Here is a 22,206-nt window from a genome sequence, read left to right on the forward strand (position 1 = left end):
TTACAATGAATGGTTCCGATTTTTCTCCACCGGGAGGCCTTATGAATCGCTGGGAAAACATTCAGCTCACCCACGAAAATCGACTAGCGCCACGCGCATATTTTTTCTCTTATGACTCCGTTGCGCAGGCTCGCTCGTTTGCCCGCGAAACCAGCAGCCTCTTTCAGCTGTTAAGCGGTCAGTGGAATTTTCAGTTCTTTGAGCATCCGCTACAGGTGCCGGAAGCCTTTACGTCGCAATTTATGAACGACTGGGGCAGCATCACCGTCCCTGGCATGTGGCAGATGGAAGGACACGGTAAGCTGCAGTATACCGACGAAGGTTTTCCTTTCCCGATTGACGTCCCCTACGTTCCGACCAATAACCCCACCGGAGCCTACCAGCGCATTTTCTCCCTCAGCGAAGGCTGGCAGGGCAAACAGACGCTGATAAAGTTTGATGGCGTAGAAACCTACTTCGAAGTTTACGTGAATGGTCAGTACGTTGGCTTCAGCAAAGGCAGCCGCCTGACGGCCGAATTTGATATCAGCGCAATGGTGCGCACCGGTGACAACCTGCTGTGCGTTCGCGTAATGCAATGGGCTGATTCCACCTACGTTGAAGACCAGGACATGTGGTGGTCGGCGGGAATTTTCCGCGACGTCTATCTGGTAGGCAAACAGGCGACCCATATTCAGGATTTTACCGTTCGCACCGAGTTCGATGATGACTATCGCGACGCCACCCTCTCTTGCGACATTGCGCTGGAAAACCTGGCCGCCACGCCGGCGATAGCGTCGCTCGAATACACCTTGTTTGACGCTGAGCAGGTGCTGCATAGCGGCGTGATTAATACCCTGAAGGTGGATAAACAAACGCAGACCGCGTTTAATTTCAAGGTCAGCGCGCCGCAGCAGTGGTCGGCGGAATCGCCGTATCTCTACCATCTGGTGATGACGCTGAAAGATGCCAGCGGCAACATCCTTGAAGTCGTGCCACAGCGCGTCGGATTCCGCGATATTAAAGTTCGCGACGGTCTGTTTTACATCAATAATCGCTACGTGATGCTGCATGGCGTTAACCGCCACGATAACGATCATCTTAAGGGCCGCGCGGTCGGTATGGATCGCGTTGAAAAAGATCTGCTGTTAATGAAGCAGCACAATATCAACTCCGTACGCACCGCCCATTACCCGAACGATCCGCGCTTCTATGAATTGTGCGATATCTACGGTCTGTTCGTGATGGCCGAAACCGACGTTGAATCTCACGGCTTCGCTAATATCGGCGATATCAGCCGGATAACCGACGATCCGCTATGGGAAAATGTCTACGTTGAGCGCATCGTGCGCCACGTCCATGCGCAGAAAAACCACCCGTCGATCGTCATCTGGTCACTCGGCAACGAATCCGGATACGGCTGTAACATCCGCGCCATGTATCACGCTGCAAAAGCGCTGGATGACACGCGTTTGATCCATTACGAAGAAGATCGTGACGCCGAAGTGGTGGATATCATCTCCACCATGTACACCCGCGTGCCGCTGATGAATGAGTTTGGTGAATATCCGCATCCTAAGCCACGCATCATCTGCGAGTATGCGCACGCCATGGGTAACGGTCCCGGCGGGCTAACGGAATATCAGAACGTCTTCTATCAGCATGATTGCATTCAGGGGCACTATGTCTGGGAGTGGTGCGATCACGGGATTCAGGCCAAAGATGACGACGGCAACGTCTGGTACAACTATGGCGGCGACTACGGCGACTATCCGAACAACTACAACTTCTGCCTTGATGGCCTGATTTATTCCGATCAAACCCCAGGACCAGGACTGCAAGAGTACAAGCAGGTAATTGCGCCAGTGAAAGTACGCGCACAGGATCTGGCTCGCGGCGAACTGCGGGTAGAAAACAAACTGTGGTTCACCACGCTTGACGACTACACCTTGCATATTGAGGTTCGCGCCGAAGGAGATACGCTCTCTGTTCAGCAGATAAAACTACGTGACGTTCCTCCCAACAGCGATGCGCTCCTGCAATGCGCACTGCCGGAGCTGGATGCGCGCGAAGCGTTCCTTAACGTCAGCGTGACGAAAGATTCCCGCACGCTATACAGCGAAGCCGGGCATCACATCGCGACGTATCAGTTTCCGCTGAAAGCCAGAACGGCGGCTACTGTACCGTTTAGACTGCAAAACTCCACCCCTCTGACGCTGGAAGACAGCCGCCAGAGCTTCACCGTTCGCGGTTATAACTTCCATCTGACCTTCTCAAAGCTGACCGGTAAGCCGATCGCCTGGAACGTCAATGGCGAAGAGCTGATTACCCGCGAGCCGAAGATTAATTTCTTCAAACCGACCATTGATAACCACAAGCAAGAGTTCGAAGGCCTCTGGCAGCCGAATCATTTACAGATTATGCAGGAGCATCTGCGCGAATTTACCCTTGAGCAAACCGATGATGCGCTGCTGATAACCAGCCAGACCATTATCGCCCCGCCGGTATTCGATTTCGGTATGCGCTGCACCTATCGCTGGCGCATTGCCGCGGACGGTCAGTTGAACGTAGAGCTTTCCGGCCAGCCTTACGGAGAGTACCGGGACATCATTCCGTGCATCGGCTTCACGATAGGCATCAACGGTGATTTGGGCCAGGTGGCATATTACGGACGTGGTCCCGGTGAAAACTATGCCGATAGCCAGCAGGCCAACATCATCGACATCTGGCGCAGCAGCGTGGATGAGATGTTCGAAAATTATCCGTTCCCGCAAAACAACGGCAATCGTCAGGACGTGCGCTGGGCAACGCTAACCAACCGCCACGGCAACGGTCTTCTGGTGGTTGGGCAGCGCCCTGTCAACCTGAGCTCCTGGCGCTATACGCCAGAAAATATCTTCGCCGCACAGCACTGCAACGCGCTACAGCGTAGCGATGACATCACCCTGAATCTGGACCACCAGTTGTTGGGACTAGGTTCCAATTCGTGGGGAAGTGAGGTGCTCGATTCCTGGCGCGTCTGGTTTACATCATTCAGCTACGGCTTCACGTTGTTGCCATTTTCCGGCAGCGAGTCTGGCGCTCAAACCACCGCCAACCGCGCCTTTGGCACCGGATTCTTTTCCACGAATTTGCACAGCGAGAATACAAAATGAGGATCATCGACAACTTAGAGCAGTTCCAGCAACGCTATGCTTCGGGTCGGAAATGGCAACGCTGCGTCGAGGCTATTGAAAATATTGACAATATTCAGCCAGGCGTCGCCCACTCGATCGGTGATTCCCTGAGCTACCGCGTGGAAACAGACTCCGCGACCGATGCGCTGTTTACCGGCCATCGTCGTTATTTTGAGATCCATTACTACCTGCAAGGACAGCAAAAAATAGAGTATGCCGCCAAAGAGGATCTCCAGGTGGTTGAATACTATCGCGATGAAACCGATCGCGAATATCTGAAAGGTTGTGGAAAAACCGTAGAAGTGCACGAAGGACAAATGGTTATTTGTGACAACCATGAGGCCTATCGTTTTATTTGTAATAACGCAGTGAAAAAAGTCGTACTCAAAGTCACCATCGAAGATGGTTATTTTCATAATAAATAAAAACACAGGCGGCGCCGACGTTGCGCCGCCAGTACCCTATAATAATCAGGAATCGGAGATGTGCTATGTCTGATACCAAACGCAATACCATCGGCAAGTTCGGCTTACTTTCACTCACTTTTGCCGCGGTTTATAGTTTTAATAACGTAATCAATAATAATATTGAGCTTGGTCTGGCATCCGCACCGATGTTTTTCCTCGCGACGATTTTCTACTTTATTCCATTCTGTTTAATCATCGCCGAATTTGTTTCGCTGAATAAAAACTCCGAAGCCGGTGTCTACGCATGGGTAAAAAGTTCGCTGGGCGGACGTTGGGCATTTATTACCGCCTACACCTACTGGTTCGTTAATCTGTTCTTTTTTACCTCGCTTTTGCCCCGCGTTATCGCCTACGCCTCATATGCTTTTTTAGGCTACGAATACATTCTGACGCCGTTCGCGACTACCGTGTTAAGTATGGTGCTGTTTGCCTTCTCCACCTGGGTTTCGACCAACGGCGCAAAAATGTTAGGACCAATTACCTCAGTCACCTCCACGTTGATGCTGCTGCTGACGCTATCCTATATCTTACTGGCGGGTACTGCGCTGGTTGGCGGCGTACAGCCTGCTGACCCTATCACCGTAGACGCAATGATCCCGAATTTTAACTGGGCCTTCCTGGGTATCACCACCTGGATCTTTATGGCTGCAGGCGGCGCAGAGTCGGTGGCGGTGTACGTCAATGACGTCAAGGGTGGTTCCAAATCATTCGTGAAGGTCATTATCATTGCCGGGATTTTTATCGGCGTGCTCTATTCCATCTCCTCGGTGCTGATCAACGTCTTTGTCAGCAGCAAAGAGCTGAAGTTTACCGGTGGTTCGGTGCAGGTATTCCACGGCCTGGCGGCATATTTCGGCCTGCCGGAACTGGTCGTGAACCGCTTTGTCGGCCTGGTCTCCTTTACCGCGATGTTCGGCTCTCTGCTGATGTGGACCGCCACGCCGGTGAAGATCTTCTTCTCTGAAATTCCGGCGGGTATTTTCGGTAAAAAAACCGTCGAACTGAATGAAAATGGCGTTCCGGCCCGCGCAGCGTGGATCCAGTTCCTGATCGTTATCCCGCTGATGATTATCCCAACCCTCGGCTCCAATACCGTGCAGGATTTAATGAACACCATCATCAACATGACAGCCGCCGCATCGATGCTGCCGCCGCTGTTTATTATGCTGGCTTACCTGAATCTGCGCGCAAAACTGGATCACTTACCGCGTGACTTCCGTATGGGTTCACAAAAAACCGGCATTATTGTGGTCTCGATGCTGATTGTTCTTTTCACCATCGGATTTATCGCCTCTACCTTCCCGACCGGCGGTAACATCATAACCATTATTTTCTATAACGTTGGTGGCATTGTTATTTTCCTCGGCTTCGCCTGGTGGAAATACAGTAAATACATCAAAGGGCTGACCAAAGAAGAAAAAGCTATTGAGGCGGCCCCTGCTTCAGATATCAATTAATGACTAAAACAGAATAACAATAAACAATATTCGCCAAGGCTATAACCAAAATAATTCGAGTTGCATGAAGGCGGCAAGTGAGTGAATTCCCAGGAGCATAGATAACTATGTGACTGGGGTGAACGAACGTAGCTAACGCACATGCAGCTTGAAGTATGACGGGTATATAACAATAAAAATTATCTTTTATTTGGCTTAGGATCGAAGCATGAAAAACATTAGCCTCTGTTGCAGGGCAATTCTTGCCCTGCCCTTTTTCTGCATCTCCTCTCTGGGTGCAGAAGAAGTTCGCCCTGCAGAACACGACGACACGAAAACGCCCGAAATATCTTCCCCGTCATTTCGTTTTTATGGCGAATTGGGCATGGGTGGATATATGGATTTAGAAGGAAAAGATAAACATAAGTACAGCGATGGTACCTATATAGAAGGTGGCCTGGAGATAAAACACGGCTCGTGGTTTGGTCTGATCTACGGCGAGGGCTGGACCGTACAAGCGGACCATCAGGGCAATGCCTGGGTTCCTGACCATAGCTGGGGCGGATTCGAAGGCGGGATCAACCGCTTTTACGGTGGTTACCGCACCGATGATGGCACGGAGCTGATGCTCAGCCTGCGCCAGGACTCTTCGCTGGATGACCTGCAATGGTGGGGGGATTTCACTCCAGACCTGGGCTACGTCATTCCTAATACCCGCGACATCATGACCGCCATTAAAGTGCAAAACCTGACCGGTCCTTTGCGCTACAGCGTGACCGCGACGCCCGCCGGACACCACGACGAGAGCAAAGCCTGGCTGCACTTTGGTAAATACGATCGCTACGACGATAAATATACCTATCCGGCCATGATGAACGGCTACATCCAGTACGATCTGATCGAAGGCGTAACCTGGATGAACGGCCTGGAGATAACGGATGGTACCGGACAGTTGTTCCTGACCGGTATCCTCTCGCCCAACTTCGCCGCCCGCGCCTGGCACCACACGGGCCGCGCCGACGGGCTGGATGTGCCCGGCACCGAGACCGGCTTTATGGTCAGCGCGATGTATGAAGCACTAAAAGGCGTTTACCTCTCCACCGCTTATAGTTACGCCAAACACCGACCGGATAGCTATGAGGACGAAACCACTTCCTTTATGCAGTTCGGTATCTGGTATGAATACGGCGGCGGACGTTTCGCTACCGCCTTCGACAGCCGGTTCTATATGCAGAATGCATCTGGCGACCCGAGCGACCAAATCTTCCTGATGCAATATTTCTATTGGTAACAAGGACCGGAACACCATGAACATGAAACCTCTTCTTACGCCGCTGGCCTGCATCCTGCTGATGAACGTCTCCGCGCATGCCGCCACTGCTGACGACTTTAAAAACATCATTAATCGCACCGGTGCGCCGGGCTACATGCATGACTACGATCACGACGACCACCAGCGCTTTAATCCCTTTTTCGATCTTGGCGCCTGGCACGGTCATTTGCTGCCGGACGGTCCCGCCACGATGGGCGGCTTTCCGGGCGTGGCATTGCTGACCGAAGAATACATCAATTTTATGGCCAATAATTTTGACCGTCTGACGGTGTACCAGCACGGTAAAAAGGTCGATTTCGCACCTGAGGCCTACAGCATTCCGGGCGCGCTGGTGCAAAAGCTGTCATCTAAGCATGTGCAAATAGAGATGACGCTGCGTTTTGCCAGTCCCCGCACCTCGCTGCTGGAAACCAAAATCACCAGCGACACGCCGCTGGATCTGGTGTGGGACGGCGACCTGCTATCGAAGCTGGAAGCCAAAGAGGGAAAAGCGCTGTCAGATAAAACCATTGATGGCGAATTCCCTGGCTATCAGCGCAAAATCACCGCCACACACGATGGCCTGAAAGTCACCTTCGGCAAAGTGCGCTCAACCTGGGATCTGCTCACCTCCGGTGAGTCGGAGTATCAGGTGCATAAATCTGTCGCCATGAAAACGATGGTTAACGGTCATCGCTTCATGGGGAAGGCCCATATCAAAGGTTCAACCACTTTCTACACCACCTATTCTCATCTGCTTACCGCCGAGGATGTGGCGAAAGAGCAGCCGCAGATCCGCGATATTCTGGCTCGCCCGGCCTGGTATCTTGCGGCATCGCAAAAGCGCTGGGCAGATTATCTGCAAAAAGGCTTAACCAACCCGGATGCCACAACGGAACAAACCCGGGTCGCGGTTAAAGCTATTGAAACGCTGAACGGCAACTGGCGCTCGCCAGGCGGGGCGGTAAAACACAATACCGTGACGCCTTCGGTCACCGGCCGCTGGTTCTCCGGCAACCAAACCTGGCCGTGGGACACCTGGAAGCAGGCCTTCGCCATGGCGCACTTTAACCCGGATATCGCCAAAGAGAACATTCGCGCCGTCTTTTCATGGCAGGTTAAACCTGGCGATCCGGTTCGTGCGCAGGATGCCGGATTCCTTCCCGACCTGATTGCCTGGAATCTCAGCCCGGAACGCGGCGGCGACGGCGGTAACTGGAACGAGCGCAACACCAAACCCAGCCTGGCGGCCTGGTCGGTGATGGAGGTTTACAACGTCACCAAAGACAAGGCCTGGCTCGAAGAGATGTATCCAAAACTGGTGGCGTATCACGACTGGTGGCTGCGTAACCGCGATCACAACGGCAACGGCGTGCCGGAATACGGCGCTACGCGCGATAAAGCCCACAATACCGACAGCGGTGAAATGCTGTTTACGGTGAAAAAAGGCGACAAGGAAGAAACCCTCTTTGGACTGAACAACTACGCCGCCGTGATCGATAAAGGCCAGTATGACAGCCTGGAGATCCCGGCACAGGTTGCCGCCTCGTGGGAGTCCGGTCGTGATGATGCGGCAGTATTCGGTTTTATCGATAAAGATCAACTGGATAAATATGTCGCGAGCGGTGGAAAACGCAGCGACTGGGTGGTGAAATTTGCCGAAAACCGCAGTAAAGACGGTAAGTTGCTGGGTTACTCGCTAATGCAGGAGTCGGTGGATCAGGCCAGCTACATGTACAGCGACAACCATTATCTGGCGCAGATGGCGACCCTGCTAGGTAAACACCAGGAGGCGCAGCGCTACCGCCAGTTGGCGCAAAATCTCGCGGATTACATCAATACCTGTATGTTCGACCCTGACACCCAATTCTTCTATGACGTCAGGATCGAAGATACCCCGCTGGCAAACGGCTGTGCAGGTAAACCGATCGTCGAACGCGGCAAAGGGCCGGAAGGCTGGTCGCCGCTGTTTAACGGTGCGGCGACGCAGACCCATGCGGATGCGGTGGTTAAGGTGATGCTCGACCCCAAAGAGTTCAACACCTTTGTCCCGCTTGGCACGGCGGCGTTGACCAACCCGGCTTTCGGCGCGGATATATACTGGCGCGGGCGCGTCTGGGTGGATCAGTTCTGGTTCGGGCTAAAAGGGATGGAGCGTTACGGCTATCGCGATGAAGCGTTAAAACTGGCGGATACCTTCTTCAGCCACGCCAAAGGCCTGACCGCAGACGGTCCGATTCAGGAAAACTATAACCCATTGACCGGCGCACAACAGGGCGCACCGAACTTCTCCTGGAGCGCGGCGCATCTCTATATGCTGTATAACGATTTTCTTAAAAAACAGTAATCGGTAGCATTTTGCCGGATGACGTTTCGCTCATCCGGCCCAAAAGACACATTTTCACCGGCCGGGTTAGGTGCTTGCACCGACATTCGGCAAATTCATTCTCTGCTCCCACTCCTTTTTTGAATCCCATCACAATCACGGCATTCCCCTTTTCCCTTTTACGCGGTGACGGCTAAATTATTAACTCATCCGACCACATAACAATAATTTTACATACTGGACACCTTTATGAGCTATCCGTCGCTGTTCGCCCCGCTCGATTTAGGCTTCACCACGCTTAAAAACCGCGTGCTGATGGGTTCAATGCATACCGGGCTGGAGGAGTATCCCGACGGCGCCCAACGGCTGGCCGCGTTCTACGCCGAACGCGCTCGTCACGGTGTGGCTCTGATTGTGAGCGGAGGCATTGCGCCTGCGCTTTCCGGCGTAGGGATGGAAGGTGGCGCGATGCTCAACGACACCAGCCAGCTTGCACACCATCGTGTCATTACCGACGCCGTGCATGATGAAGGCGGCAAAATCGCCCTGCAAATTCTGCATACCGGGCGTTACAGCTACCAGCCGCATCTGGTGGCGCCTTCTGCCATTCAGGCGCCAATCAACCGCTTTACGCCGCATGAACTGACGCACGACGAAGTGCTGCAGTTGATTGAAGATTTTGCCCACTGCGCACAGCTGGCACGGGAAGCGGGCTACGATGGCGTAGAAGTGATGGGTTCGGAAGGGTATCTCATCAACGAATTCCTGACTCTGCGTACCAACCAGCGCGATGACCAATGGGGCGGTGAGTATGCCAACCGCATGCGTTTTGCCGTTGAGGTGGTGCGAGCGGTACGCCAGCGTGCCGGGAATGACTTTATTATTATCTTCCGCCTGTCGATGCTCGATCTGGTGGAAAACGGTGGAACCTTCGACGAAACCGTCCAGTTGGCGCAGGCTATAGAAGCCGCCGGGGCCACCATTATTAACACCGGTATTGGCTGGCATGAGGCGCGTATTCCCACTATCGCTACCCCGGTACCGCGCGGCGCGTTTAGTTGGGTGACGCGTAAGCTGAAAGGGCATGTGACGATCCCACTGGTCACCACCAACCGCATTAACGACCCCCAGGTCGCCGATGACATTCTGGCCCGTGGCGACGCCGATATGGTGTCGATGGCCCGTCCGTTCCTCGCCGATGCCGAACTGCTGTCAAAAGCGCAGACCGGACGAGCAGATGAGATCAACACCTGTATCGGCTGTAACCAGGCCTGTCTCGATCAGATCTTCGTCGGCAAAGTCACCTCTTGTCTGGTGAATCCGCGAGCCTGCCATGAAACCAAAATGCCGATCGTTGCGGCAACTGTGCAGAAAAATCTGGCGGTTGTCGGCGCAGGCCCTGCCGGCCTCGCCTTCGCTATTAATGCTGCTGCACGCGGACATCACGTCACGCTGTTTGACGCGCATGGCGAGATTGGCGGGCAGTTTAATATCGCCAAACAGATCCCCGGCAAAGAAGAATTCTATGAAACCCTGCGCTACTACCGCCGGATGATCGACGTGACTGGCGTGACGCTAAAGCTGAATCACTTTGTCAGCGCACGCGATCTGCACACCTTCGACGAAGTGATCCTTGCCAGCGGGATCGAGCCGCGCATGCCGCCGATCGAGGGAATCGAACATCCTAAAGTGCTGAGCTATCTCGACGTCCTGCGCGATAAAACGCCAGTGGGCAAACGCGTGGCAATCGTTGGATGCGGCGGGATCGGTTTCGATACTGCCATGTATCTGAGCCAGCCCGGCGATCCCACCAGCCAGAACATTGCGGAGTTCTGCGTGGAATGGGGGATCGACACCAGCCTGCAACAGCCTGGCGGTTTACGCCCGGAAGGTCCGCACTTATCCCGCAGCCCGCGCCAGATAGTGATGCTGCAGCGCAAAGCCAGCAAACCGGGACAAGGTTTAGGTAAAACGACGGGGTGGATCCATCGCACCACCCTGCTCTCACGCGGCGTAAAAATGATCCCTGCAGTCAGTTATCAGAAGATTGATGATGATGGGTTACACGTCGTGCTGAACGGTGAACCGGTGATCTTTAACGTGGATAACGTGGTGATTTGCGCCGGACAAGAGCCGCGCCGTGAGCTGGTCGATCCGCTCCATGCGGCAGGTAAAACGGTGCATCTGATCGGCGGCTGCGATGTGGCGATGGAACTGGATGCCCGACGTGCTATTGCGCAAGGCACCCGACTGGCGCTGGAAATTTAACAGGATGTAATTCGTAGGCCGGATAAGGCGTTAGCCGCCATCCGGCATCCCTGTTAGCGACGACGACCGGTTTTAACCGCCTTCAGCACCACAAATTTATTATTGGTGGCAATGGTTACGCAGTTGCCGAAAATCTTCTTCAGCTTGTGGAAGTAGTCGAGGTGACGGTTAGCCACAATGTACAGCTCACCGTTGATTTTCAGGCAGCGGCGGGCGTGGTGGAACATCTCCCAGGCAATGTTATCCGTCAGCGCGTGCTTTTGATGGAACGGAGGGTTGCACAGCACGGCGTTAAAGCGGAACGGTTCGACGCCAGACAGCGCGTTGTTGATCATAAACTCGCAGCGATCCAGCGCTTCAGGCATGTTACTTTCCACGTTCAAACGGCTTGAAGCCACCGCCATCGGCGATTCATCAACAAATACCACGCTGGCTTCCGGGTTCTTCGCCAGCAGCGTCATACCGATAACGCCGTTACCGCAGCCGAGATCCACAATCTCCCCCTCGAGGTTTTCCGGCAGATGCTCGATAAAAAAGCGCGCGCCGATATCCAGCCCGGTACGGGAGAAGACGTTAGCGTGGTTATGGATAGTCCAGTCGGTACCTTCCAGCTTCCAGCTCAGCGTTTGCGAGGCAGCGGCCAGCTCAGGTTTGCTGAACGTACAGTTGATTAGACGCGCTTTTTTCCACGCCAGCGTCGTGGTGGTTGGACCCAGCACTTTTTCAAACAGTTCCAGCGTCGAGGTATGCACATCACGCGCTTTTGCCCCGGCGATAATGCGCGTTTGCGGCGTTACCACTTCGCGCAGCGCGCGCAGTTGCTGCTCCAGCAGCGCCATGGTTTTTGGCAGCTTTATCAGCACCACGCCCGGCGCCTGCGGATACTCCGCGGTGCTGTCGAGGAATTTGACGCTCGACTCGGCAATATCGTTGTGGCGCAGGTTCTCGCGTGTGGCAAGCTCGCTGAGATAGGAGTCGCCAATGCTGTACGGCGTATGTTCCGCCAGCGCACAGCCCAGCGCGCCGAAGGTATCATTCAGGATCAGCACCGGGCCGCTAATCTCGGTATCGTCCAGCTGTTGCAGCAGATATTCATCCGCCGCTTCCCACGCCAGCAGCGGGTTAACGTCGTCCGTTTCCGGGAAACGTTTAAGTGTCAGTGAACGGAAACCGTTGTCTGTGTGGCTCATCGGCCCTCCTGAATGGTAAAATTTCGGCGTATCCCTGAAAAGGGTGCGTGAGTATACAACATTTTGAATACACAAAATCATTCAAGTTGCATCAAGGCGGCAAGTGAGTGAATCCCCGGGAGCGTACATTTAGTACGTGACTGGGGTGCGCGAACGCAGCCAACACAGAGGCAGCTTGAAGGATGAAGTGGATGGGACATGAATGAACCAACTAACTTACCTCCAGGGCTATCCGGAACATTTGCTTTCTCAGGTGAGAACGCTGATAGCTGAACAGCGCCTGGGCGCAGTGCTGGAAAAACGCTATCCGGGCACCCACGATTTCGCCACCGACAAAGCGCTCTGGCAATATACGCAGGATCTGAAAAATCAGTTTCTGCGCAATGCCCCGCCGCTGAATAAAGTCATGTATGACAGCAAGATCCACGTTCTGAAGAATGCGTTGGGGCTGCATACCGCCGTTTCTCGCGTGCAGGGCGGTAAGCTCAAAGCCAAAGCGGAGATCCGCGTCGCCACCGTCTTTCGCAATGCCCCGGAACCCTTTTTGCGTATGATCGTCGTTCATGAACTGGCGCATCTGAAAGAAAAAGAGCACGACAAAGCGTTTTACCAGCTGTGCTGTCATATGGAACCTCAGTACCATCAACTGGAGTTCGATACCCGCCTGTGGTTAACGCAACAATCGTTAAAGCAAACTGCGTAGTCGCGCACTGGCTTTGTCTTCAGGGCATGCTAAATTGACGAAAGAATCCCTTTTCGCAGCCTGAAGGCCTTTATGATACGTTTTGCAGTAATTGGCACAAACTGGATCACTCGCCAGTTTGTCGATGCCGCCCATGAAACCGGCAAATATAAGTTAACCGCAGTTTATTCCCGTAGCCTTGAGCAGGCGCAGACCTTCGCCAACGATTACCCCGTCGAACATCTGTTTACTTCGCTGGAAGCGATGGCGCAAAGCGAGGCAATCGACGCTGTCTACATCGCCAGCCCAAACTCCCTGCACTTCCCGCAGACCGAGCTGTTTTTGCGGCATAAAAAACATGTTATTTGCGAAAAGCCGCTGGCCTCAAACCTGACGCAAGCCGAAGCCGCTATCGCCTGCGCGCGCGAAAATCAGGTTGTACTGTTTGAAGCGTTTAAGACCGCCAGCCTGCCTAACTTCCTGCTGTTGCAGCAATCGCTCCCCAAAGTTGGAAGAATCAGGAAAGCGTTTATCAATTACTGCCAGTACTCCTCGCGTTACCAGCGCTATCTGGACGGTGAAAATCCGAACACGTTTAATCTGGCATTCTCCAATGGCTCGATTATGGATATCGGTTTTTACTGCCTGGCCTCGGCGGTTGCGCTGTGGGGCGAGCCGCAGAGCGTTCAGGCCAGCGCCAGCCTGCTGGAAAGCGGCGTGGACGCTCACGGCGTGGTGGTGCTGAATTACGGTGATTTCAGCGTTACGCTCCAGCACTCAAAAGTAAGCGACTCGGTATTAGCCAGTGAAATTCAGGGCGAGTCGGGATCGTTGGTCATCGAGCATATCTCCGAGTGTCAGAAAGTGTGTTTCGTTCCTCGCGGGGGGAAAACGCAGGATCTGACGACGCCTCAACACATCAATACTATGCTGTATGAGGCAGAGGCTTTTGCTCATTTGGTTGAATCCGGCGAAGTGGATCACCCGGCACTGACCGTCAGTCGTATCACCGCCAAACTGCAAACGGAGATTCGCCGCCAGACCGGCGTGATTTTTCCGGCAGACGAAGCGGTAGCATCGCTGACTGCGTAAAGGTGTGTAAAACGAATGTTGCAGGCCATTGACTGAATGCATGGCCTGTAATATTTTGTAACCCGCAAAGGGGAGTAACTTCGTTGTCGGTTGATCGTCATTACGATGTGTGAAAAACCACATCCGGTCGCCGGGCGATAACAAAGGAATACGCCATCGTATTCCTTTGTTGTTGTAAGTGAGACCTTGCCGAATGGCAAGGTCTATGCATAAAAAGCAGCGGCTAATGCCATTCGGCGTTGGCCGTTTTTTTTATGCATGGGGAAATACAATGAATACTGTCGGCACACCGTTGTTATGGGGTGGCTTCGCTGTCGTGGTGGTTATTATGCTGGCCATCGACCTGCTGTTACAGGGTCGTCGTGGCGCGCATACGATGTCGATGAAGCAGGCTGCGGCCTGGTCAATCGTCTGGGTAACGCTGTCGTTACTGTTTAACGCCGCCTTCTGGTGGTACCTGGCCCAAACCCAGGGCCGCGCCGTTGCCGACCCGCAGGCGCTGGCGTTCCTTACCGGCTATTTGATCGAAAAATCGCTGGCGGTAGATAACGTCTTTGTCTGGTTAATGCTGTTCAGCTACTTCTCCGTACCGCCTGCGTTGCAGCGTCGGGTGCTGGTGTATGGCGTGTTGGGCGCGATTGTTCTGCGTACGATCATGATCTTCGCCGGCAGTTGGCTTATCACCCAGTTTGAGTGGTTGTTGTACGTGTTCGGCGCATTCCTGTTGTTTACCGGCGTGAAGATGGCGCTGGCGAAAGAAGATGCCTCCGGTATTGGCGACAGACCGTTAGTACGCTGGCTGCGCGGCCATTTACGCATGACCGATACCATCGAAGATGAAAAATTCTTTGTGCGTAAAAACGGCCTGCTGTTTGTCACGCCGCTGATGCTGGTGTTGATTCTGGTTGAACTGAGCGACGTTATTTTTGCCGTCGACAGTATCCCGGCTATCTTTGCCGTCACCACCGACCCGTTCATCGTGTTGACCTCGAACCTGTTTGCTATTTTGGGTCTGCGCGCGATGTACTTCCTGCTGGCAGGCGTGGCGGAGCGTTTCTCCATGCTGAAGTACGGTTTGTCGGTCATTCTGGTATTTATCGGTATTAAGATGCTGATCGTCGATTTCTACCATATCCCGATCGCTATCTCGTTAGGCGTAGTATTTGGCATTCTGTTTGTGACGCTGATTGTGAATGCGTGGGTCAACCACCAGCACGATAAAAAGCAGCAAATTCAGTAAGTTTCATCTGCTAGCTGAAAAGCCCGACAGCACACTGCGTGCGTCGGGCTTTTTGTTTATCATGTCAAAATAATGTTAATCCAAAGTTATAAAATATGATCTCAACGCGGAATCCAGGATATTTATCTTCCCGAACCCCGTACTTTCCTTATACTCAGCCATGCAAACATTTGCCCATCCTGAAAGATGCGTCTACAGAACGCACAAAGGTAAGGCAACAACACAATGAAAGGATCACTACATGACTACGCAACGTTCATCGGGGCTACTCTCGCGTTTGGCGCAAGGGAGCCTGGTTAAACAAATTTTGATCGGTTTGGTACTGGGGATTTTACTGGCACTGGTGTCAAAACCTGCGGCAGAAGCCGTTGGTTTGCTGGGTACGCTGTTCGTCGGCGCATTAAAAGCTGTCGCGCCAATTCTGGTTTTGATGCTGGTGATGGCTTCTATCGCCAACCACCAGCACGGGCAAAAAACTAATATCCGCCCAATCCTGTTCCTCTATCTGCTCGGAACATTTTCCGCAGCGTTAGCAGCCGTTGTCTTCAGTTTCGCCTTCCCATCCACACTGCATCTTTCCAGTAGCGCCGGTGATATTGTGCCGCCGTCTGGTATCGTCGAAGTGATGCGCAGCCTGCTGATGAGCATGGTTTCTAACCCAATTGATGCCCTGCTTAACGCCAACTATATCGGTATTCTGGTATGGGCCGTCGGTTTGGGCTTTGCGCTGCGCCACGGCAATGAAACGACCAAAAACCTGGTTAATGATATGTCCAACGCCGTCACCTTTATGGTAAGGCTGGTGATTCGTTTCGCGCCGATCGGGATCTTCGGCCTGGTTTCCTCCACGCTGGCAACCACCGGTTTTGCCACGCTTTGGGGCTACGCTCAACTGCTGGCCGTGCTGGTAGGTTGTATGCTGCTGGTGGCGTTGGTAATCAACCCGCTGCTGGTATTCTGGAAAATTCGCCGTAACCCGTATCCGCTGGTGCTGGCTTGTCTGCGCGAAAGCGGCGTGTACGCTTTCTTTACCCGCAGTTCCGCGGCAAATATTCCGGTGAATATGGCGCTGTGTGAGAAGCTGAATCTGGATCGTGATACCTATTCGGTCTCTATCCCGTTGGGCGCCACCATCAATATGGCAGGCGCGGCGATCACCATTACCGTGCTGACGCTGGCGGCGGTGAATACGCTGGGTATTCCGGTCGATTTACCGACGGCGCTGTTACTGAGCGTGGTGGCTTCGCTGTGCGCCTGCGGCGCATCGGGCGTGGCGGGGGGTTCTCTGCTTCTGATCCCACTGGCGTGTAATATGTTCGGTATCCCGAACGACATCGCCATGCAGGTTGTTGCCGTTGGCTTTATCATCGGCGTATTGCAGGATTCCTGTGAAACGGCGCTGAACTCTTCGACAGACGTCCTGTTTACCGCTGCGGCCTGCCAGGCTGAAGACGAGCGTCTGGCAAATAACGCCCTGCGCGGCTAATCTCCGCTCCCCTCCGTCATCGGGCGGAGGGGTTCTCTTCTTGTACGCTTTTTTCTATTTTGAATGGATCAATGCCGCGTTTTTGCATCCGCCGGAAGCGAATAATGTTCAGGCCGTTCATCACCAGAAAGCTACCTTCGATCATCGTCCCGCCAATCGACCCTAACCAAAAATTATGGATAACCCAGCAGGCGGTTGCGCACCACATTACGCAGCGCACGGTTAACCCCTGGCAGCGAAACAGCGCCCAGGTGCTGGCCAGCGTGCCGATTATCGGCAACAGTTCCATCGCATGCTGTAATTTCGCCAGCCCGAGAACCAGGGTGAGGATAATAAAAACGGTCATTACCCACAGTTTGCGGGTATGCATCGAGACGAGTGTGCGGATGGTGTTAAGCTCGGCACTCATTCCTGCAGGCCAGGCGCCCATCAGGAAAAAATGCACGCCAATGGTGGCGCTATAGACGGCGAGTTGCAGCCGGAACCGGCGCTCATCGCGATTGAAAAAGGTGGTAATGCCGATCAGAAAGGCGATGACACCTACGCCCTGGGCCAGCCAATACGCGGTCATGCAAGCAACCCCAATTCTATCTCGTAGGCCGGATAAGGCGAGTTCGCCACCATCCGGCAACGGTTTGTGCCTGATGGCGCTGCGCTTATCAGGCCTACGTCTTTACAATTAAAGTGTTACGCCGCTTTTAAATATCGCTAACTCTCTAAAATCATTCCGCTCGTTGCAGGTTTGCTTGCCGTTAGCGAAATCGACGATGGTATCGACAAATTCTTCCAGTAACTGCGGCATCGCTTTGCCGTGGATCAGCTGTCCGGCGTCAAAATCGATCCAGTGCTTTTTCTTCGCTGCCAGTTCGCTGTTGGTGGCAATTTTCACCGTCGGCACAAAACCGCCGTACGGCGTACCGCGACCGGTACTGAACAGCACCATATGACATCCCGCGCCCGCGAGGGCACTGGTCGCGACAGCATCGTTGCCCGGCGCGCTCAGCAGGTTCAGGCCGTGCGTCTTCAGGCGTTCGCCATAGCGCAGTACGTCCACCACCTGGCTGGATCCCGCTTTTTGCGTGCAGCCCAGAGATTTGTCTTCCAGCGTGGTGATACCGCCCGCTTTGTTGCCCGGGGATGGATTCTCGTAAATCGGTTGGTCGTGGGCAATGAAGTACTGCTTGAAGTCATTGACCATGGTAACCAGCTTGCCAAACGTTTCTTCGTCACGGCAGTGGTCCATCAGCAACTGCTCGGCGCCGAACATTTCCGGCACTTCGGTCAGCACGGTGGTACCGCCGTTGGCAATCACGTAGTCCGAAAAACGGCCCAGCATCGGGTTGGCGGTAATACCGGACAGGCCGTCAGAGCCGCCGCATTCCAGACCAAACTTCAGCTCGCCCAGTTTACCTGGCTCACGCTTGTCGTTACGCATCACGTTGTACAACTGATGAAGATGTTCAATCCCCGCTTCCACTTCGTCTTCCTGATGTTGGCAGACCATGAAGTGAACGCGCTCAGGATCGTACCCACCTAAGGTTTCACGGAAGGCATCAACCTGGTTGTTTTCACAACCAAGGCCCACCACCAGCACCGCACCCGCATTCGGGTGACGCACCATGTTTTGCAGCATCGTGCGGGTGTTAATGTGGTCGTCGCCCAGTTGCGAACAGCCGTAGGTGTGGCTGAAGAGATGCACGCCGTCAATACCTTCGGCATCGTTGGTCTCTTTCAGAAAACGGTTCTGCATCTGACGCGCCATGGCGTTGACGCAGCCTACCGTCGGTAGGATCCACAGTTCGTTACGTACCCCGACATCACCGTTCGCGCGGCGATAAATCTGTACATCGCGATCCGCCGGTTGGGCAACTTCCGCCTGAAAATCAGGGTGGTAGCTATACGTGTCCAGGTCGCTCAGATTCGTGCGCGTGTTGTGGGCATGAATATGCTCACCCGCCGCAACGTCCACCAGCGTATGGCCAATTGGCAAACCGTATTTAATGACGTTTTCGCCTTTCGCAATATCGCGCAAAGCGAATTTATGGCCACGAGAGACCGCCTGACGCAGGGTTACCGCCTGCCCATCAACGGTGACTTCGGTTCCTTCAGCCAAATCAGCGAGCGCTACCACGACGTTATCCAGCGCATGGATCTTGATGTATTGCATATCAATCCCGGACCTTAGAGCCTATTTCAGTAGGCGTATATTGTCGCAGCCCGTTTGGACACGGACAGCGCGCAAAAACCGGAGCGTACACGTAGTACGTGAGGATTTTGAGCACTGCCCAGGTTCAAACTGGCAAGTAAAATAGCCTAATGGATAGGCTCTTAGTTCAGTTCAATGGCGAAGTAATCACGCGCATTGTTAAAGCAAATATTTCTGACCATTTCGCCCAGCAACTGGATATCTGCCGGTGCTTCACCTGCAGCAACCCAACGGCCAATCATCTGGCACAGGATACGACGGAAGTATTCATGGCGCGTGTATGACAGGAAGCTACGGCTATCGGTCAGCATGCCGACAAAACGGCTCAGCAGGCCAAGCTGGGCCAGTTGCGTCATCTGACGTTCCATCCCATCTTTCTGATCGTTGAACCACCAGCCGGAACCGAACTGCATTTTGCCCGGCATACCTTCGCCCTGGAAGTTGCCGATCATGGTGCCCAGCACTTCGTTATCGCGCGGGTTCAGGCAGTACAGAATGGTTTTCGGCAGCAGGTTCTGTTCGTTCTGCTTGCTCAGCAGTTTGGACAGCTCTTCGGCCATCGGACGGTCGTTGATGGAGTCAAAGCCAACATCCGCGCCCAGCAGTTTGAACTGACGCAGGTTGTTATTACGCAGCGCGCCGATGTGGTACTGCTGTACCCATTCGCGACGCGCGTATTCTGCGCCGAGGAACACCAGTACGGCAGTTTTAAACTGGGCTACTTCATGCTCGCTCAGGGTTTCACCCGCCAGGCGGCGCGCCAGAATACTATCCAGTTCAGATTCGTTAGATTCAGCAAACAGCACCACGTCCAGCGCGTGGTCAGAGACTTTACAGCCGTGAGCCGCGAAGTGATCCAGACGTTTGGTCAGCGCGGTCTGCAGGTCTACGAAGCGACGAATGTCGGTGTCGGACACTTCGCCCAGCTTCGCCATATAGTCATTAAAGGTTGCCAGTTCGATGTTGAAAGCTTTATCCGGACGCCAGCTCGGCAGCACTTTCACATCAAAGCTTCCGTCTTTAGCAACGGCCGCGTGATGCTCCAGAGAGTCGATCGGGTCATCGGTGGTACCAACCATTTTCACGTTCATCTGCTGCATGATGCCGCGCGCGGAGAATTTATCCTGCGCCAGCAGTTCGTTGCATTGGTTCCAGATTTCGTCGGCAGTCGCAGGAGACAGCAGCTTACCTGTAATACCAAACGGACGACGTAGTTCGAGGTGGGTCCAGTGGTACAGCGGGTTACCGATGGTGTGCGGTACGGTCGCGGCCCAGGCGTCAAACTTCTCACGATCGGACGCATCGCCGGTACACAGGCGCTCAGCGACGCCATTGGTGCGCATCGCACGCCACTTATAGTGGTCGCCCTTCAGCCAGATGTCATACAGGTTATTAAAACGGTAGTTTTCAGCGATTTGTTGCGGTGGTAAATGGCAGTGGTAATCGAAGATCGGCTGGTCTTTGGCGTAATCATGATACAGACGGCGGGCAAATTCGGTGTCCAGCAGGAAATCTTCAGTCATAAACGGGGTCATTATCGTCTTCCTCTCAGCGAGTGCGTCAGATTGCTTATGTTTTGATGTTGACAAAGTTATCACACCAATTTCCATACACTGAAGATATTTTCGTGAGTTAGATCAACAAATGGTGACAAAAAAATTACTCTCAAAGAGGTAAATTACGCGTCAAGCCGCGCCAGTACTGGCTTTGCTGAATCGAAATAATGACCACACGAAGATTCACACTTTTGTGATGGCACTCACCTTTTAAAGCTGTATGACAAGTTATCTTTTGGCCGTCGCGATACATAAGCCGACGGAATGCAAATTACCGATGTATCACCATCGGATTGACCGGTACGGAAACCGAATTAGCACAATTATTGACATGGCAAAGTTCGGGGAGTGCCGGCTTTTTTTTCGGTTACCCCCTCGTAAAAGAACATCCTCCTCCCTGAACTGGAAGATGACCGCTCGTTCGCGGAAATAACAAAACGATGAGGTTTTACATGCGTAAAATTAAAGGGTTACGTTGGTACATGATCGCACTGGTGACGCTTGGCACCGTGCTGGGTTACCTGACACGTAACACTGTGGCGGCAGCTGCGCCAACTCTGATGGAAGAGTTACACATCTCCACTCAACAGTATTCCTATATCATCGCAGCGTATTCTGCTGCTTACACCGTAATGCAACCCGTTGCCGGCTATGTGCTCGATGTGCTCGGCACTAAAATTGGTTACGCGATGTTCGCCGTTCTGTGGGCCGTCTTCTGCGGCGCGACCGCATTGGCTGGCAGTTGGGGTGGACTGGCGCTGGCGCGTGGCGCGGTAGGTGCCGCTGAAGCCGCGATGATCCCCGCAGGTCTGAAAGCCAGCTCCGAATGGTTCCCGGCTAAAGAGCGTTCAATTGCCGTAGGTTACTTTAACGTGGGTTCTTCTATCGGCGCGATGATTGCTCCGCCGCTGGTCGTCTGGGCTATCGTCATGCACAGCTGGCAGATGGCATTCATTATTTCCGGTGCGCTGAGCTTCATTTGGGCGATGTCCTGGCTGGTGTTCTACAAACACCCACGCGACCAGAAAAAACTGTCTGATGAAGAACGTGATTACATTCTGAATGGTCAGGAATCACAGCATAAAAACAGTACCGCGAAGAAAATGTCCCTCGGTCAGATCCTGCGTAACCGTCAGTTCTGGGGTATCGCGCTGCCGCGTTTCCTGGCAGAGCCGGCCTGGGGTACTTTCAACGCCTGGATCCCGCTGTTCATGTTTAAAGTCTACGGCTTTAACCTGAAAGAAATTGCGATGTTTGCCTGGATGCCAATGCTGTTTGCTGACCTGGGTTGTATCGTAGGGGGTTATTTACCGCCGCTGTTCCAGCGCTGGTTCGGGGTTAACCTGATCGTTTCGCGTAAAATGGTCGTCACCATGGGCGCATTGCTGATGATTGGCCCAGGGATGATCGGCCTGTTCACCAGTCCGTACATTGCTATCGCTCTGCTGTGCATCGGCGGCTTTGCTCACCAGGCGCTTTCTGGTGCCCTGATTACGCTCTCTTCTGACGTATTTGGTCGTAATGAAGTGGCAACCGCAAACGGTCTGACCGGTATGTCCGCCTGGCTTGCAAGTACGCTGTTTGCACTGGTCGTTGGCGCGCTGGCTGACACCATCGGCTTTAGCCCGCTGTTCGCCGTACTGGCGGTATTCGACCTACTCGGCGCGTTAGTCATCTGGACGGTATTGCAGAACAAATCGGCCAGCGAGGTAGATTCGGGTTCACAAACCGGCGATCCCGCGACGCAAAATTAACCCGATGTTATTCATCAAGGGTATATAATGTGAAGC

At 53.6% G+C, this 22,206-nt stretch carries 15 protein-coding genes; 11 read left to right on the forward strand and 4 right to left on the reverse strand.

The window, feature by feature from the left end:
* Nucleotides 1–41: 41 nt before the first annotated feature.
* The 6 genes from ebgA (at nt 42) to LA337_20385 (ending at nt 10,964) form a co-directional block, all read left to right on the forward strand.
* Nucleotides 42–3,134: a beta-galactosidase subunit alpha gene (gene ebgA / locus LA337_20360; protein ID UBI15486.1), complete on the forward strand. Its 3,093-nt coding sequence runs from the start codon at nt 42–44 to the stop codon at nt 3,132–3,134.
* Nucleotides 3,131–3,580 (forward strand): beta-galactosidase subunit beta, encoded by a 450-nt coding sequence (locus LA337_20365; protein UBI15487.1) that lies wholly within the window; start codon nt 3,131–3,133, stop codon nt 3,578–3,580. The genes ebgA and LA337_20365 overlap by 4 nt, the downstream gene beginning before the upstream one ends.
* 65 nt (nt 3,581–3,645) lie before the next feature.
* Complete coding sequence (locus LA337_20370; protein UBI15488.1) at nt 3,646–5,079, forward strand: amino acid permease; 1,434 nt, start codon at nt 3,646–3,648, stop codon at nt 5,077–5,079.
* A 208-nt stretch (nt 5,080–5,287) separates the two neighbouring features.
* Complete coding sequence (locus tag LA337_20375) at nt 5,288–6,349, forward strand: hypothetical protein (protein ID UBI15489.1); 1,062 nt, start codon at nt 5,288–5,290, stop codon at nt 6,347–6,349.
* Nucleotides 6,350–6,365: 16 nt separating this feature from the next.
* Nucleotides 6,366–8,717: an alpha-glucosidase gene (gene ygjK, locus LA337_20380; protein ID UBI15490.1), complete on the forward strand. Its 2,352-nt coding sequence runs from the start codon at nt 6,366–6,368 to the stop codon at nt 8,715–8,717.
* Nucleotides 8,718–8,945: 228 nt separating this feature from the next.
* A complete protein-coding gene (locus tag LA337_20385) occupies nt 8,946–10,964 on the forward strand; it encodes an NADPH-dependent 2,4-dienoyl-CoA reductase (protein ID UBI15491.1) in 2,019 nt (672 codons plus the stop codon).
* Nucleotides 10,965–11,017: 53 nt separating this feature from the next.
* Here the strand turns inward: LA337_20385 and rlmG are convergent, their stop codons facing one another.
* Nucleotides 11,018–12,154, reverse strand: coding sequence for a 23S rRNA (guanine(1835)-N(2))-methyltransferase RlmG (rlmG, locus tag LA337_20390; GenBank protein ID UBI15492.1), 1,137 nt, complete (start codon nt 12,152–12,154; stop codon nt 11,018–11,020).
* A 202-nt stretch (nt 12,155–12,356) separates the two neighbouring features.
* Between rlmG and LA337_20395 the strand changes: the two genes are divergently transcribed.
* The 4 genes from LA337_20395 (at nt 12,357) to sstT (ending at nt 16,654) form a co-directional block, all read left to right on the forward strand.
* On the forward strand, nt 12,357–12,857 hold the full coding sequence (locus LA337_20395) for a M48 family metallopeptidase (GenBank protein UBI15493.1): 501 nt from the start codon (nt 12,357–12,359) through the stop codon (nt 12,855–12,857).
* 72 nt (nt 12,858–12,929) lie between these two features.
* The gene (locus LA337_20400) at nt 12,930–13,928 is read left to right on the forward strand and encodes a Gfo/Idh/MocA family oxidoreductase (protein UBI15494.1); all 999 of its coding nucleotides are present in this window, start codon (nt 12,930–12,932) and stop codon (nt 13,926–13,928) included.
* A gap of 271 nt (nt 13,929–14,199) precedes the next feature.
* Entirely contained in the window at nt 14,200–15,168 is a 969-nt protein-coding gene (locus tag LA337_20405) for a TerC family protein (GenBank protein UBI15495.1), read from the forward strand.
* 241 nt (nt 15,169–15,409) lie between these two features.
* Nucleotides 15,410–16,654 carry a serine/threonine transporter SstT gene (gene sstT, locus LA337_20410; GenBank protein ID UBI15496.1) on the forward strand — a complete coding sequence of 415 codons (1,245 nt, stop codon included), beginning with the start codon at nt 15,410–15,412 and terminating at the stop codon, nt 16,652–16,654.
* A gap of 16 nt (nt 16,655–16,670) precedes the next feature.
* On the opposite strand, the gene LA337_20415 is transcribed toward sstT, so the two are convergent.
* From LA337_20415 to uxaC, 3 genes are all read right to left on the reverse strand, one after another.
* The gene (locus tag LA337_20415) at nt 16,671–17,225 is read right to left on the reverse strand and encodes a YgjV family protein (protein ID UBI15497.1); all 555 of its coding nucleotides are present in this window, start codon (nt 17,223–17,225) and stop codon (nt 16,671–16,673) included.
* A 108-nt stretch (nt 17,226–17,333) separates the two neighbouring features.
* Nucleotides 17,334–18,821 (reverse strand): altronate dehydratase family protein, encoded by a 1,488-nt coding sequence (locus LA337_20420; protein ID UBI15498.1) that lies wholly within the window; start codon nt 18,819–18,821, stop codon nt 17,334–17,336.
* Nucleotides 18,822–18,982: 161 nt separating this feature from the next.
* Nucleotides 18,983–20,395 (reverse strand): glucuronate isomerase, encoded by a 1,413-nt coding sequence (uxaC, locus tag LA337_20425; protein UBI15499.1) that lies wholly within the window; start codon nt 20,393–20,395, stop codon nt 18,983–18,985.
* Between the two features lie 473 nt (nt 20,396–20,868).
* Here uxaC and LA337_20430 point away from each other — a divergent pair, with 473 nt between their 5' ends.
* On the forward strand, nt 20,869–22,170 hold the full coding sequence (locus tag LA337_20430) for an MFS transporter (GenBank protein ID UBI15500.1): 1,302 nt from the start codon (nt 20,869–20,871) through the stop codon (nt 22,168–22,170).
* The last annotated feature ends 36 nt before the right edge of the window (nt 22,171–22,206 follow it).

It is taken from the genome of Citrobacter europaeus, assembly GCA_020099315.1.
Lineage (GTDB): Bacteria > Pseudomonadota > Gammaproteobacteria > Enterobacterales > Enterobacteriaceae > Citrobacter > Citrobacter europaeus.